This is a genomic window from Streptomyces sp. BK022 (genome assembly GCF_004217355.1).
Lineage (GTDB): Bacteria > Actinomycetota > Actinomycetes > Streptomycetales > Streptomycetaceae > Streptomyces > Streptomyces griseoluteus.
In genome coordinates, this window is the sequence record NZ_SHKU01000001.1 from 945,980 (window position 1) to 959,700 (window position 13,721).

Below are 13,721 nucleotides of genomic sequence, written 5' to 3' on the forward strand. Positions count from 1 at the left end.
TGCCGCCGAACGGGGCACACTCTCACCATCGGCCGCCGGGCGCCCACGCGCATCCCGAGCGGCCTACGCTGGACGGGCAGCCGTACACCACCTTGGGAGGCCGCAGCGATGGCCGAGACGCCCTTCCAGCAGGAGACCCGGCAGAGCCACCGCTATCTGCCGATCGCCGAGCATGGCCTCATCGGGGACTTGCGCAGCGTGGCGCTCGTCGGCAGCGACGGCACCATCGACTGGTACTGCTCCCCGTCCTTCGACGCCCCCAGCGTGTTCGCCGCCCTGCTGGACGCCGAGCGCGGCGGCCGGTTCGAGCTGGCGGCCTCCGTGCCGGCCCACACCAAACAGTTCTACTTCCCCGACACCAACGTCCTGATCACCCGCTTCTTCACCGAGGAGGGCGTCGGCGAGGTGCAGGACTTCATGCCGGTCGGCACCGGCCGCCCCGGTGAGGAGGGCCGGCACCGGCTGATCCGCCGCGTGATCTGCGTACGCGGCACCGTGCCGTTCCGCGCCCTGGTCGCGCCCCGCTTCGGGTACGGCGCCGACCCGCACACCCTGCGCGAGGAGGAGGGCCTGCTGCTGTTCGACGCCGGGGAGCGCGCCCTCACCCTCACCGCCACCGTGGCCATGGAGTGCGACGGCCGGGACGCGCGGGCCGAGTTCAAGCTCGGCGAGGGCGAGAGCGCGGTGTTCGCGCTGGACCAGGCGGGCGGCGAGATCGCCCCGCGCGGCTGCGCGCACGCCGAGGCCGAGCACGAGTTCAACGCCACCGTCGCCTACTGGCGCCACTGGCTCGCCCAGTCCCGCTACCGGGGCCGCTGGCGCGAGATGGTGCACCGCTCCGCCCTCACCCTGAAGCTGCTCACCTACGCCCCCACCGGCGCCATCGTCGCCGCCCCCACCACCAGCCTGCCCGAACAGCTCGGCGGCGAGCGCAACTGGGACTACCGCTACGTCTGGGTCCGCGACGCCGCCTTCGCCGTCTACGCCCTGCTCCGGCTCGGCTTCGCCGGCGAGGCCGAGGCGTTCATGCGCTTCGTCACCACCCACATCAGCCCCGGCGACGGCGCCGTCGAGGGCCCGCTCCAGATCATGTACGGCATCGACGGCCGGGCCGAGCTGCCCGAGAGGGAACTGCCACACCTGGAGGGCTACTTGGGTTCGTCCCCGGTCCGCATCGGCAACGCCGCCGCCTCGCAGCTCCAACTCGACATCTACGGCGCCCTGATCGACTCCATCTACCTGTACGACAAGTGGGCCCAGCCCATCTCCAGCGCGCAGTGGGACGACCTGTGCCACCTGGTGGACTGGGTGTGCGACCACTGGGACCAGCCGGACGAAGGGGTGTGGGAGACGCGGGGCGGCCGGAAGAACTTCCTGTACTCGCGGCTGATGTGCTGGGTCGCCATCGAACGCGCCATCCGCCTCGCCAACCGCCGCGGCCTGCCCGCCGACCTGCCCCGCTGGCGCCGCTCCCGCGACGCCATCTACCGGCGCATCATGGACCGCGGCTGGTCCGAGGAGCGGAGCGCCTTCACCCAGTGCGAGGACAGCGACGTACTGGACGCGTCCCTGCTGATGATGCCGCTCGCCAAGTTCATCGCGCCGACCGACCCCAAATGGCTCTCCACCCTCGACGCCCTCACCGAGGACCTGGTCTCCGACTCCCTCGTCTACCGCTACGACCCCGAGGCCAGCCCCGACGGCCTGCGCGGCGACGAGGGCACCTTCTCCATCTGCTCCTTCTGGTACGTCGAGGCCCTGGTCCGCGCCGGCCGCGTCGACGAAGCCCGCCTGGCCTTCGAGAAGATGCTCACCTACGCCAACCATCTCGGCCTCTACGCCGAGGAAATAGGCCGCACCGGCGAACAACAGGGCAACTTCCCGCAGGCGTTCACCCACCTCGCGCTGATCAGCGCGGCCTTCAACCTGGACAAGGCGCTGGGCTGAGCCACCGGACCGCCAGCGCCGGCCCGGGCCTACGGCAGTGGCTGTTCCGCCCAGATGATCTTGCCGGTCGGGGTGTAGCGGGTGCCCCAGCGGTCGGAGAGCTGGGCCACGAGGAAGAGGCCGCGGCCGCCCTCGTCGGTGCTGGCGGCGTAGCGGAGGTGCGGGGAGGTGGTGGTGCCGTCCGAGACCTCGCAGATGAGGGTCCGGCCGCGCAGCAGGCGTACGCCGATGGGGCCCCGGCCGTAACGGATCGCGTTGGTGACCAGCTCGCTGAGGATCAGCTCCGTGGTGAAGGTCAGCTCCTCCAGGCCCCAGTCGGCGAGCTGACGGGTCACCTTGGCGCGGATCTCGGAGACGGCCGCCGGATCGGCGGGCACCTCCCACTGGGCCACCTGGTCCTCGCCCAGGACGCGGGTCTCGGCCACGATCAGCGCCACGTCGTCCGCGGGGCGCACCGGCAGCCGGTCCAGTACCGTCCGGCAGGTCTCCTCCGGCGAGGCGCCCGACGCGTGCCGCAGCGCGTCGCGCAGCAGGTCGAGCCCCTCGTCGATGTCCCGCTCCCGGTCCTCCACCAGCCCGTCGGTGTACAGCACCAGCCGGCTGCCCTCCGGCAGCTCCAGATCGGCCGTCTCGAACGGCAGCCCGCCCAGCCCCAGCGGGGGCCCGGCCGGCACGTCCGGGAACTCCACCGTGCCGTCCGGCAGCACCAGCGCGGGCGGCAGATGCCCGGCCCGCGCGATGGTGCAGCGCCGGGACGCCGGGTCGTAGACCGCGTACAGACAGGTCGCGCCGGTGACGGCGGCCGCGCCGTCCGCCGGGGTCTCGTCCTGGTCGAGCCGGGCCACCAGCTCGTCCAGCAGCCCCAGCAACTCGTCCGGGGGCAGGTCGAGCGAGGAGAAGTTGTGCACGGCCGTACGCAGCCGGCCCATCGTCGCCGCCGCGTGCAGCCCGTGCCCGACCACGTCACCGACCACCAGCGCCACCCGGGCACCCGGCAGCGGCAGGACGTCGAACCAGTCGCCGCCCACCCCGGACTGCGCGGGCAGATACCGGTAGGCGATCTCCAGCGCGTCTTGCGCGGGCAGCGTGCGCGGCAGCAGGCTGCGCTGGAGGGTCACCGCCATGCTGTGCTCGCGGGTGTACCGGCGGGCGTTGTCGATGGACACCGCCGCCCGCGCCACCAGCTCCTCCGCCAGCGCCAGATCCTCGGAGTCGAACGGCTGCGGCTTCTCCGTGCGCCAGAAGTTCGCCACCCCCAGCACCAGACTGCCGGCCCGCAGCGGCACCGTGATCAGCGAGTGGACGCCGTACTCGATGATCTGCTCGGTCCGCTCCAGATCCTGCGCCTGCCAGCCCGGCGCCGCGCTGAGGTCCGGCTCCACCACGGACTGCCCGGTCGCCAGGCTGCGCGCCTGCGGCGAGGTCGGCACGAACCGGATGCGCTCGCCCAGCGGATACAGCGGCGCGTCCTTGCGGATGCCGCTGAACGCCGCCCGACGCAGCTCGGTGCCCGGCTTCGGTTCCTCCCCCTTGAGCACCGGCTCGAACAGGTCCACCGTGACGAAGTCCGCGAACCTGGGCACCGCCAGCTCGGCCAGTTCCTCCGCCGTGCGGGTCACGTCCAGGCTGGTGCCGATGCCCACTCCGGCGTCGTACAGCATGTTCAGCCGCTCGCGGGCCACCTCGGCGCGGCCGGACAGGGCGCGCAGCTCGGTGGAGTCGCGGAGCGTGGTGACGCTGCCGGGCGGGCCGCCGCGCAGATCGGTGGGCCGCTGGTTGATGGCCAGCAGCCGGTCCTTGACCAGATGGACCTCGTCCGTGGCGACCCGCCCCGAGGCGAGCAGCCCGGCCGTCTCGTCGTCCAGGCCGAGGTCCAGCACGCTGCGCATCTCGGCGTCCTCGGGCAGGTCCAGCAGCCGGTGCGCCTCGTCGTTGGCGAGCAGCAGCTTGCCGCCGTCGCCCACGATCAGCACCCCCTCCCGGACCGCGTGCAGCACCGCGTCGTGGTGCTCGTACATCCGGGTCATCTCGTAGGGGCCGAGGCCGTGGGTCTGGCGCAGCAGGCGCCTGCTGACCAGCGCGGTGCCCGCCGTGGCCAGCGCGAGCGCCGCCGCGGCCGCCGCGAGGAGGAGCGGCAGCTGCTGGTCGGCGGCCCCGCCGACGTGCGCGGTGGTGATACCGGCCGAGACCAGGCCCACCACCTTGCCGTCCGCGTCCCGCACCGGGACGACCACCTGGACCAGCGGGCCTATCGTGCCGGTCAGCTGCTCGACCACCGTCCCCCCGCGCAGCGCGGGCCCGATCGTGCCGACGAACTTCTTGCCGATCCGGTCCGGATCGGGGTGGGTGTAGCGGATGCCCCGGGTGTTCATCACGACGATGAAGTCGACGTTGGTCGCCTTGCGAGCCGCCTCCGCGCTCGGCTGGAGGATCGCCGTCGGGTCCGGGGCGCGCAGCGCGGCGGCCGTACCGGGGGCGTTGGCGAAGGAACCGGCGGCGGACAAGGAGCGGTTACGGGCCTCCAGGTCGCTGTCGTGCCGTACCTGGAGCACCTGGGCCACCACGGCCGACACGACCAGCAGCAGCACGATCACCACTTGGAGCAGGAACACCTGACCGGCCACGCTGCGCCCCGTCGCCGCGGCCCGCAGCACACCGGGCTGACCGCCGTCGCCGGCACCGCCCGGATGCCGCGCGCCTATGGGCGCGCGCGGGTGCCCGAACGAACGGGGCGCCCGCGGATCGGGTCGGCCGGGCAGTCGCACCATGTGCCCATGTCTACACTGCCGCGCTCCGTCAGGCGAGGCCGTACCCCGAGGTGAAGGGCCTTGCGGCGCCCGTCCGCGCTCACCTGCGCCGCCCCCCTGCTCACCCGGTCGGTGGAAACCCGTACGGGATCACCCGAACCGCCCCGGGCCCCCGCGGGCTCAGAAGTCGCCGGGCTTCTCCGGCAGCGGGCGTGTCGCGGCGCGCATGCTGCGCAGGGCGAGCAGGAGGACGCCGATGTCGTCGAGGTAGACCGGGTCGGGGAGCAGATCGGTCGGCAGCACCAGATAGAGGACCGCGCCCCAGAACACCCAGCGCGGCCCGGTCGGCAGCCCCGCGTCCCGCAGCGAGCGCCGCGCCCTGACCAGCCGCACCAGCAGGACGACGGCGACCACCAGCACCACCGCCGCAGCGAGGGCCGCGACCACCAGCACGATCGTGGAGTTGTCCATGCGCCCTGTCCCCTCCCGACGCGCGGCCCGCCCGCGCCCTCTTCCTTCTGCCCGCTGTGGCGCGCGGCAGCCGTCGCGTCACACCCGGTCGCTGCCCCCGGCCTCGCGCTCCGGGCCGGTCTCATGGAGGGGCTCGGGGACGTGCTCGGGGTCTTCGGGCCGCTGCCCCCACGCCGGGATCCGCAGCCGCTCGAACGTCCGGGTGAGCTGCTGCAACGGCGACTGGCCGCGGGCCGGGGGCCGCTGATGGGGCAGCACCGGCAGCGGGGTGTCGCGGTACGCGGCCAGCGCCTCGTGGGCCTGCTCGGCGGCCTCGCGGTACAGATCCCGCGACTTGGTCATCGCCTCCAGCGCCTCCCGGTACCGCTCGGTCCGGCGCCGCTCCCGCTCCAGCTCCTCCCGCACGGTCATCAGCGTCCAGTTGTCCCGCAGACCGGACAGCGCCTCACCGAGCCCGCGCGGCCTGGGGCGCGACAGCGTGACGAAGTCCCGCAGGGCGGTGACCAGCTCGGCCGGCTCGGAGCCGTCCAGGAAGACGCTGCGCACGGCGTACGCCTGCCGGTCGTACCCCGCGGGCGCCGGGTCCGGGGGCAGCAGCACGGCACCACCGCGCGGCACCTCCACCCCGAGGTCCTTCAGCGCCCAGTTGACCGCCCGGAACTGCTGGGGGGTGGCCCGGTGCTCGATCACCCGGTGCCGCAGCCCCGGTGGCAGCAGCCGGGCCAGTGGCAGCCTGCCCCGCTCGTCCGGCGTCATCGCCTCGTGTACGACCAGATTGACGCACCACGCCTCACGGGCCGCGTCCCGCAGCCGCCTGCGCATCTCCTTGTCGTCCAGCGGCAGCGCGTTGACCTGCCGGAACCGCAGCCCCGGCACGGTCGGGTGGTGGTCCCACTCGCCGTCCTCGGCCGGGGAGCCGGACTCGGGCCAGAACAGAGTGGCCGGTGAGGGCCACGCCTCCTCCCAGAGCCGCTCGGCCTCCGCGACGAGCGTCCACTCGTGCCCCGGCCGCTCGGGCACGGAGACGAGTGTGAGCCGGGCCCGGACGGTGACCGTGCCCCCGGCGCGCCAGCGCGCCTCGAAGACGCGGTCGGCGGAGCCTTCGGGAAGGGGCGGCTCCGAGAAGTCGTCGAGATCCCCGCTCGCCCGGCGCTCGCTCAGGGTGCGGCGTACGACGTCCTCGGGGGTGGGACCGGTGTGACGGCCGCGGGCCGCCCAGATCGTCTGCGGGACGGGGGCGCGGTCGGTGGCGGAGTTCGACATGGGCCAATCTGCTGGTGGGGGCCGGTGCGCGTTCCAGTATCACCGGTATGCCCCGTCATCGGTGCGCCGGGTCCCGGGGCGGCGCGTCGGGCAGGGGCGCGCGCGGTCGCGTGCGCCCGTGGTGCGCCTCGTGCGCGCCCCGTCGGGGGCCGGATACGCGAGACCCCGGCGAGAGCCGGGCCACCGGTCTCGTCGGGGTCGCGTCGTCGTTCAGCCGCACGGGGGCGCCACGGGATCAGGCGCCGCTCTCCCGCAGCATGTCCTCGCGCTCCACGAGCTTCACGCGCTCGCGGCCGTGCGGCTCACCGAGGGCGCGCTCGGCGGCGTCCAGCTTGTACCAGCCGTCCCAGGTGGTGAAGCGGACTCCCCGCCCGGACAGGAAGGCGTACACGGCCTCCGGGTCCGGCGCGGACGGCGTGTGCAGCCGGCCATTGGCGTGATCGTCCAGCAGGTTGGCCACCGTCTCGTTGGCGTCGCCCTTGGTGTGACCGATCAGACCGACCGGGCCGCGCCTGATCCAGCCCGTGACGTAGGTCGACGTCAGGTGGGCGCCGCTCTCCTCGATGACCCGGCCGCCCTCGTCCGGGACGGTGCCCGTCCGAAGGTCCCAGGGCAGCTTGGGCAGCTTCTCCGAGAGGTAGCCGACCGCGCGGTAGACCGACTGGACGTCCCAGTCCTTGAACTCGCCGGTGCCCTTGACGTTGCCGGTGCCGTCCAGCACGGTGCGCTCGGTGCGCAGGCCGACGACCTTGCCGTTCTCGCCGAGGATCTCCGCCGGGGACTCGAAGAAGTGCAGGAACAGTTTGTGGGGGCGGTCGCCGATGTCGCGGATCGCCCACTTCTCCAGCGTCTTGGCGACCATGTCGGCCTGCTTGTTGCCGCGCCGTGTCTCGATGGAGCCCGCGTCGTAGTCGATGTCCTCCGGGTCGACGATGACCTCGATGTTGGGGGAGTGGTCCAGCTCGCGCAGTTCCATCGGGCTGAACTTCGCCTGCGCCGGGCCGCGGCGGCCGAAGACGTGGACCTCGAGGGCCTTGTTGGCCTTCAGGCCGTCGTAGACGTTCTGCGGGATCTCCGTGGGCAGCAGCTCGTCCGCCGTCTTGGCGAGGACGCGGGCCACGTCCAGGGCGACGTTGCCGACACCGAGGACGGCGACCTTCTCGGCCTCGAGCGGCCAGGTGCGCGGTACGTCGGGGTGGCCGTCGTACCAGGACACGAAGTCGGCGGCGCCGTAGGAGCCGTCCAGGTCGATGCCGGGGATCGACATGTCGCGGTCGGCCATGGCGCCCGTGGAGAAGATCACCGCGTCGTAGAAGGCCCGCAGGTCGTCCAGGTTGATGTCGCGCGGGTAGTCGACATTGCCGAAGAGGCGGATCTGCGGCTTGTCGAGCACCTGGTGCAGGGCGGTGATGATGCCCTTGATGCGCGGGTGGTCGGGCGCCACGCCGTAACGGATCAGGCCGAACGGGGCGGGCATCCGCTCGAAGAGGTCGATGGACACGCCCGGATCGGCGGCCGTCTCGGACTTCAGCAGGGCGTCGGCGGCGTAGATCCCGGCGGGGCCGGCTCCGACGATGGCTACCCGCAGGGGGCGCGGCATGATCAGGTTCCCTTCGAGCGTGGACAGGCGACTCGATCAGGAAGCCTAAGCTAAGGCAGCCCTAAGTTAGTACACGGGTCCGGTCTATGGACCCATAAACGGGTTTTATGAGTATCAGGCGGGCCTGATCACCCGGTGAATCGCGGCCTCTCCCGCGCCGTACACCGACTCCTCGCGGATGGTCGCGCCCGGACCCGGCGCGTGGATCATCGTGCCGTTGCCGACGTACAGACCCACGTGCCGGTCGTCCTCGAAGAAGAGCACCAGGTCACCGGGGAGGGCGGCGGCGAGCGTCACCTCGGTACCGGCCGCCGCCTGCTCGTGCGCGGCCCTCGGCAGCTCGACCCCGGCCGTGCGCCAGGCGCCCTGGGTGAGGCTGGAGCAGTCGAACGAGTCGGGGCCGGTGGCGCCCCAGACGCAGGGCTTGCCGACCTGGGCGGCGGCGAAGGCGATGGCCTTGGCGGCGCGCACGACGTGGGCGGATTCGGTGGTGGGACGGGGGGTGAGGGCGGCGGTGGGGAAGGTGCCGGTCCCGGGGGCGGGCGCGGGGGCCGCCGGCGGCGCGGGCTGGAAAGCGGGAGCCGGGGCCGGGGAGGGTGCGGCCGCCGGGGGCGCGGCCTGGAAAGCGGGCGCCACGCCAGGGGCCGCGGGTGGTGCGGGCTGGAACGCGGGGGCCGAGGGTGGTGCGGGCTGGAACGCGGGGGCCGCCGGGAAAGCGCCGGTCCCGTACGCGGGGGCCGGGGTCTCCTCGGCCAGGGGGGCCATGCCCGGGAACGCGCCCGTCCCGTACGCCGGGACCGGGAGCGCCTCGGCCACCGGAGGTACCGCCGGGAACGTCCCCGTGTCGTACGTGGGTGCCAGAGACGCCGCCGGGAACGCCCCGGTGTCGTAGCCGGGCGCGAAGGCGCTGGTGTCCACCGCCGGGAGGGTGCCCGTGTCCGTCTGCGGGGCCGGGGCCAGGTAGCTCAGGCCGCCGGTGTCGCTCAGCGGGCCGGGGATCGGGTAGGGCAGCGAGCCGGTGTCGCCCGGCGCCCCCGGCATCGGGTACGTCAGCGGGCCGGTGTCCGTGACGGGGGACGGTACCGCCCACTGGCCCGTCGGGGCGGCCGGTGCAGGAGCCGCGCCGGGGCTGGCGATCCCCGGCGCGGCAGTCTGAGCGCCGTCCGCCTGCGGGGTGTCCCACGCCTGCGCCGGGGCGGCGTTCCAGGAGTGGCGGGACAGCAGGTCCTTGGCGGCGGCGAGCTTGCGGCGGTTGCCCGCTTTGAGGTCGGCGGGGGAGCGACGGTCCAGGGAGGCGGGCTGGGCCGGCAGTACGTGGGGGGTGCCGCCGGGCGGTGCCGGCGCGGGAGCGGCCGGGAGGCCCGGCATGCCGGAGCCCCCGAGTGCGGGTCCACCGACCGGCACGGCGGGGGGAGCCGACTGGGGCGCGCTCACCGGCAGTTGGGCCACCGGCGCGGCCGGCAGTGCCGCCACGGGCGGGGCCGGGGGAAGCGCGACCGCCGTACCCGCCGCCTCGAGTGCCGGGGAGGACGGCGTGCCGCCGGTCAGCTCGGCCACCGGACGCTGCGAGGAACCCGCGGGCAGTGCGGGCCTCTCGGGCTCAGGGCTGGGCAGGCCCAGCTCGGCGGCGGTCCAAGTGCGTTCCACGGCAGGGCCGTTGTCGGGCATCCGGTCGGCGGGGAGCGCGGCGGGCACGGTCGGTCCGGCCTTGGCGCGGGCCGCGTCGAACCACTGGCGGGTCACGGCGTCGAGCGCGGGATCGGGACGGCTGCCGGACCGCTTGGCCAGCGGGACACCCCGCCTGCGGGTGGCGGCGGCCATCGCACGGGTGGCGTTGTAGTTGCCCGTGGCGGTCTCGGCCCGTGCGTAGAGGGAGTCGATCCGCTGCCGAACCTCTTCGTGACTCTCCGGCGCCATGGGAGACGACTCCTTCCTCGCCCCGCGGGGCAGTCGGGCCGCGCGCCCGGAGATCGGTCGAATCTCCCGTACCGGACGGCGCTGCGGGCTCCTGGGGACGGGGAGCCGGGCGGCCTGCGGTCAACCTAGCCAACTTGTGTCACTCGTGTGAAGGTCACCGGGTGGAATGTCCGATACGTATTTGTGATGTTCGCCGCCGTGTTCGGATGGGCACACTAGGAGCCCACGTGGCCGGCTCCCCTGTACGGGTGCGCGCGTCCCCCTTATGCCTCATCTGGCGCGGTTCTCTTGAGAGTTCGCCATGAAATCCGGGCCGGGCTGAACACCCCGGTGCCACCCCGCGTATGGGTGTGGGGCGCCACATGCCCCCACCGACCACGACTCGCAGGGGACGATCTTGGAACCGAACAGGCGCAGGCGCCCGACCGGCGCACGACGCGTGACCCTCGCCGCGGTCGCGCTGATGCTCGGCGGCGGCGGCCTCGTCGCGGCGAACGTCTACGCGTCGGCCAGCGAAGGCGGCTGGAGCGGACAGGGCTCCGGCGACGCGGCCGGCGCATCTCTCAGGTCGGCCGGCATGGCCACCGTCGACTGCCCCGACGTCGGCGCCCGGCTGACCGACGTACCGGAGGCGGCCCGGGGGGACGTCGACCGTGAACTGGCCCAGCTGGACCAGCAGATCGCGGAGGCGTACCAGCGGCTCCAGCAGTCGGCGGACGCGCTCCGGCAGGACCCCGCGGCCGCCGACAACTCGGTGATGAACCCGCTGAAGGACAAGCGGACCGCGACCCTGGGCCGCATCGCCGACGCCATCGGCCGGGCCGGGAACCGCCCCGACCAGCTCGACGCGCTCGCCCCCTGCACCCTGCGCCCCGCCGAGGCGGCGCCCGGCGGCGAGTCCGCCGTACCCTCCCAGAGCGGGGAAGGGGGCCAGGGCCAAGGCCAGGGCCAGAACGGCGGCACCGGGCAGGGTGGCAACGGACCCGTCGCCGCCGACTACGCGGACATCAACTCCGTGCAGCCCAACGCCCCCAAGGCGCCCCCCGGCGGCACCTTCCGCACCGAGTGCGGGGTCAACGAGAACGGGTTGTTCAACTCGGACAACGTGATCGTGGCCCCCGGTGTCTCCAACGGCGCCCACCACTTCCACGACTACGTCGGCAACCAGTCCAACACCGCCTTCGCCAGCGACCAGGACCTCGCGGACGCCAGGACGAGCTGCGCCGACCAGGGTGACAAGTCCACCTACTACTGGCCGGTGCTGCGTCTGCAGAACGGCAAGCAGGAGCGGGACGCCGGGGCGCCGGGCGGCGGTACCGAGGGCAACGCGGGACAGATCGTCACGCCCAAGGAGGTCACCCTGACCTTCGTCGGCAGCCCGAGCGGCAAGGTCACCGAGATGCCCCGGCTGCTGCGCATCATCACCGGTGACGCCAAGGCCTTCGTCAACGGACCCGCCAACGCCAACGCCTCCTGGAGCTGCACCGGGTTCGAGGACCGGCAGCTCAAGGACAAGTACCCGCTGTGCCCGTCCGGGAGCGACGTGGTGCGCAGCTTCCACTTCCAGAGCTGCTGGGACGGCCGCAACGCCGACAGCGCCAACCACCGCACCCATGTCGCCTTCGCCGACGGCCAGGGCAACTGCCCCGCAGGCTTCAAGGCCATTCCGCAGCTCGTGCAGCGGATCGTCTACGATGTGGACGCGCCGAGCCTGGACGACGGCGGCAAGAACACCCCGCTGTTCGCGGTCGACTCCTTCCCGGAGCAGCAGCACAAGCCGGTCACCGACCACGGCGACTTCATCAACGTCTTCGACGAGGGCCTGATGCGCACGATGGTCGACTGCATCAACTCCGGCCGGAACTGCGGTCCCGGCGACGACGGCAAGGGCGACGACGGCAAGGGCGGGACGGCCGAGCCGAGCGAGGAGCCCGGTGGCGGTCAGAACACCGCCGAGCCGAGCGCGACCGCCGAGCCGAGCGCGACCGCGGAGCCCGAGAGGCCCGCCGAGCCCGAGAAGCCCGCGGAGTCCCAGCCGGCGCAGTCGGAGCAGCCGGCCGAGTCCGGCCGGTCCGCCGGCACCGCCCCGGCCGGGCAGCCCGCGCAGTCCGACCCCGCCGAGGCCCCCCGCGTCGACGCCGGCACCGCCCCGGCCAACACCACCAAGAACCAGGGCGGCACCCCCAGGCGGGACGAGTCCAGCGCCCCGGCCACCGCCGCCGCGCCCCAGGTCTCCGAGTCCGCCCCGGCCCAGGCCGCCGCCGTCACCACTCCGCCGCCCGCGAACCTGGAGCCGCAGGCCGTGGGCAACGGCGGCCTCGCCGAGACCGGAGCCAACCTGTGGCCTGCGGCCCTCGGCGTGCTGCTGGCCGCCTCCGGCCTGGTGATGCTGCTCCGCGCCCGGCGTCTGCGCTACTGAGCCCCGGTCTCCGAGCCCCCGGTTCCCTCGCGGGACCGGGGGCTCAGTGCGCCGTGCGCCGGCAGTACAGGAACAGATGCGGCTCCGGACCGGCGTCGGCGTGGGCCGGCATGAAGGTGGCGTGCGCCTCGGACAGCACGGAGAATCCCGCGTCCGTGGCGAGTCGGGCGAAGTCGTCGGGGGAGAAGCTGCTCACCCGCACCGGCTGCCCCATGAACTCGGTCTCCGCGTCGGCCACGTCCACGGGCACCGTGGCCAGCACCGCGAGACCGCCCGGCCGCAGCGCCCGCGCCAGCGAGGTGAGGACGTCCCGCTGTTCGTCGCGGGACATCTGGAGCAGCGAGAAGTACACACAGATCGCTTCGAACGACCCTTCCTCCAGCTCCAGTTCACGGATGTCGGCCAGCTTGAACTCGGCGTCCGGCACCTGGCGCGCGGCCAGCTCGACCATCACCGGTGACACGTCGACGCCCAGCACCCGGTGTCCGGCCCGCGCGAGTGCCTCGGCGGTGGGCCGGCCGGTGCCGCTGCCCACGTCCAGCACCCGGCTGCCCGGCATCAGGTGGTCCACCAGCCAGCTCAGCGAGGCCAGATGCGGCCCGGAGGAGGCGAACGCCTGCTCGTAGGCGATGCCCAGCGTGTCGAACACCGCCGCCGCCGGTGCCCGGTTGTCTTCCTCTGCCAAGACGGCTCCTCTCACGTCCCCTACCGATGCCCGGCATCGTCGCACCCATACCCGCACGCACGGCAGCGCTGTTTGCGGACCGAAGCGCCGGCAGGGCAGGGTGCGGGCGTGCCCACCTTGCTGATCATCCACCACACCCCGTCGCCGAACTGCCAGGAACTGTTCGAGGCCGTCGTGTCCGGCGCCACCGCGCCCGAGATCGAGGGCGTCCGGGTCGTCCGCCGTGCCGCCCTCGCCGCGACCGCCGCCGACGTGCTGGCCGCCGACGGCTACCTCCTCGGCACCCCGGCCAACCTCGGCTACATGTCCGGCGCCCTCAAGCATTTCTTCGACCAGATCTACTACCCGTGCCTGGACGACACCCGCGGCCGCCCCTTCGGCTACTGGGTGCACGGCGGCAACGACGTGACCGGCGCCGTCCGCGCGATCGAGACCGTCACCACCGGCCTGGGCTGGCGCCGCGCCGCAGAGCCCGTCACGGTCACCGGCGCACCCGGCAGGGCCGACACCGAGGCGTGCTGGGAACTCGGGGCCGTCCTCGCCGCGGGCCTGACCGGCTGACGCCGGCCTCGCCCGTTCGGCGGCACCCGCCCACCTCCCTCGCCGTCCCGCCCCCGCCCGGCGCGGGAGCGGAAAGCCGCTGGTCCCCACACCCGGCACCGGCCGGACGAA

9 protein-coding genes are annotated in these 13,721 nt (G+C 73.6%); 3 read left to right on the forward strand and 6 right to left on the reverse strand.

Going from position 1 to position 13,721, the window contains the following annotated elements:
- Positions 1–108 precede the first annotated feature (108 nt).
- Positions 109–1,947, forward strand: coding sequence for a glycoside hydrolase family 15 protein (locus EV284_RS04380; RefSeq protein ID WP_130330383.1), 1,839 nt, complete (start codon positions 109–111; stop codon positions 1,945–1,947).
- Positions 1,948–1,976: 29 nt separating this feature from the next.
- Here EV284_RS04380 and EV284_RS04385 read toward each other — a convergent pair whose 3' ends face one another.
- From EV284_RS04385 to EV284_RS33510, 5 genes are all read right to left on the reverse strand, one after another.
- Entirely contained in the window at positions 1,977–4,715 is a 2,739-nt protein-coding gene (locus tag EV284_RS04385; RefSeq protein ID WP_242625559.1) for a SpoIIE family protein phosphatase/ATP-binding protein, read from the reverse strand.
- A 159-nt stretch (positions 4,716–4,874) separates the two neighbouring features.
- Positions 4,875–5,165 (reverse strand): YkvA family protein, encoded by a 291-nt coding sequence (locus tag EV284_RS04390; protein WP_130330385.1) that lies wholly within the window; start codon positions 5,163–5,165, stop codon positions 4,875–4,877.
- A gap of 78 nt (positions 5,166–5,243) precedes the next feature.
- The gene (locus tag EV284_RS04395; RefSeq protein WP_242625560.1) at positions 5,244–6,428 is read right to left on the reverse strand and encodes a hypothetical protein; all 1,185 of its coding nucleotides are present in this window, start codon (positions 6,426–6,428) and stop codon (positions 5,244–5,246) included.
- 235 nt (positions 6,429–6,663) lie between these two features.
- Positions 6,664–8,028, reverse strand: coding sequence for an FAD-dependent oxidoreductase (locus tag EV284_RS04400; protein ID WP_130330387.1), 1,365 nt, complete (start codon positions 8,026–8,028; stop codon positions 6,664–6,666).
- Positions 8,029–8,142: 114 nt separating this feature from the next.
- Positions 8,143–9,945, reverse strand: coding sequence for a C40 family peptidase (locus EV284_RS33510; protein ID WP_278045807.1), 1,803 nt, complete (start codon positions 9,943–9,945; stop codon positions 8,143–8,145).
- A gap of 463 nt (positions 9,946–10,408) precedes the next feature.
- On the opposite strand from EV284_RS33510, the gene EV284_RS04410 reads away from it, so the two are divergent.
- Complete coding sequence (locus EV284_RS04410; protein WP_130331090.1) at positions 10,409–12,364, forward strand: DUF1996 domain-containing protein; 1,956 nt, start codon at positions 10,409–10,411, stop codon at positions 12,362–12,364.
- 43 nt (positions 12,365–12,407) lie between these two features.
- Here EV284_RS04410 and EV284_RS04415 read toward each other — a convergent pair whose 3' ends face one another.
- Positions 12,408–13,049, reverse strand: a complete 642-nt coding sequence (locus EV284_RS04415) for a class I SAM-dependent methyltransferase (RefSeq protein ID WP_242625561.1) — start codon at positions 13,047–13,049, stop codon at positions 12,408–12,410.
- 108 nt (positions 13,050–13,157) lie between these two features.
- On the opposite strand from EV284_RS04415, the gene EV284_RS33125 reads away from it, so the two are divergent.
- The gene (locus EV284_RS33125; RefSeq protein WP_242625562.1) at positions 13,158–13,610 is read left to right on the forward strand and encodes an NAD(P)H-dependent oxidoreductase; all 453 of its coding nucleotides are present in this window, start codon (positions 13,158–13,160) and stop codon (positions 13,608–13,610) included.
- Positions 13,611–13,721: the final 111 nt, after the last annotated feature.

Coding starts and splice junctions, on each gene's coding strand:
- EV284_RS04380 (WP_130330383.1), top strand. CDS start 109: ATGGCCGAGACGCCCTTCCAGCAGGAGACCCGGCAGAGCCACCGCTAT.
- EV284_RS04385 (WP_242625559.1), bottom strand. CDS start 4,715: ATGGTGCGACTGCCCGGCCGACCCGATCCGCGGGCGCCCCGTTCGTTC.
- EV284_RS04390 (WP_130330385.1), bottom strand. CDS start 5,165: ATGGACAACTCCACGATCGTGCTGGTGGTCGCGGCCCTCGCTGCGGCG.
- EV284_RS04395 (WP_242625560.1), bottom strand. CDS start 6,428: ATGTCGAACTCCGCCACCGACCGCGCCCCCGTCCCGCAGACGATCTGG.
- EV284_RS04400 (WP_130330387.1), bottom strand. CDS start 8,028: ATGCCGCGCCCCCTGCGGGTAGCCATCGTCGGAGCCGGCCCCGCCGGG.
- EV284_RS33510 (WP_278045807.1), bottom strand. CDS start 9,945: ATGGCGCCGGAGAGTCACGAAGAGGTTCGGCAGCGGATCGACTCCCTC.
- EV284_RS04410 (WP_130331090.1), top strand. CDS start 10,409: ATGCTCGGCGGCGGCGGCCTCGTCGCGGCGAACGTCTACGCGTCGGCC.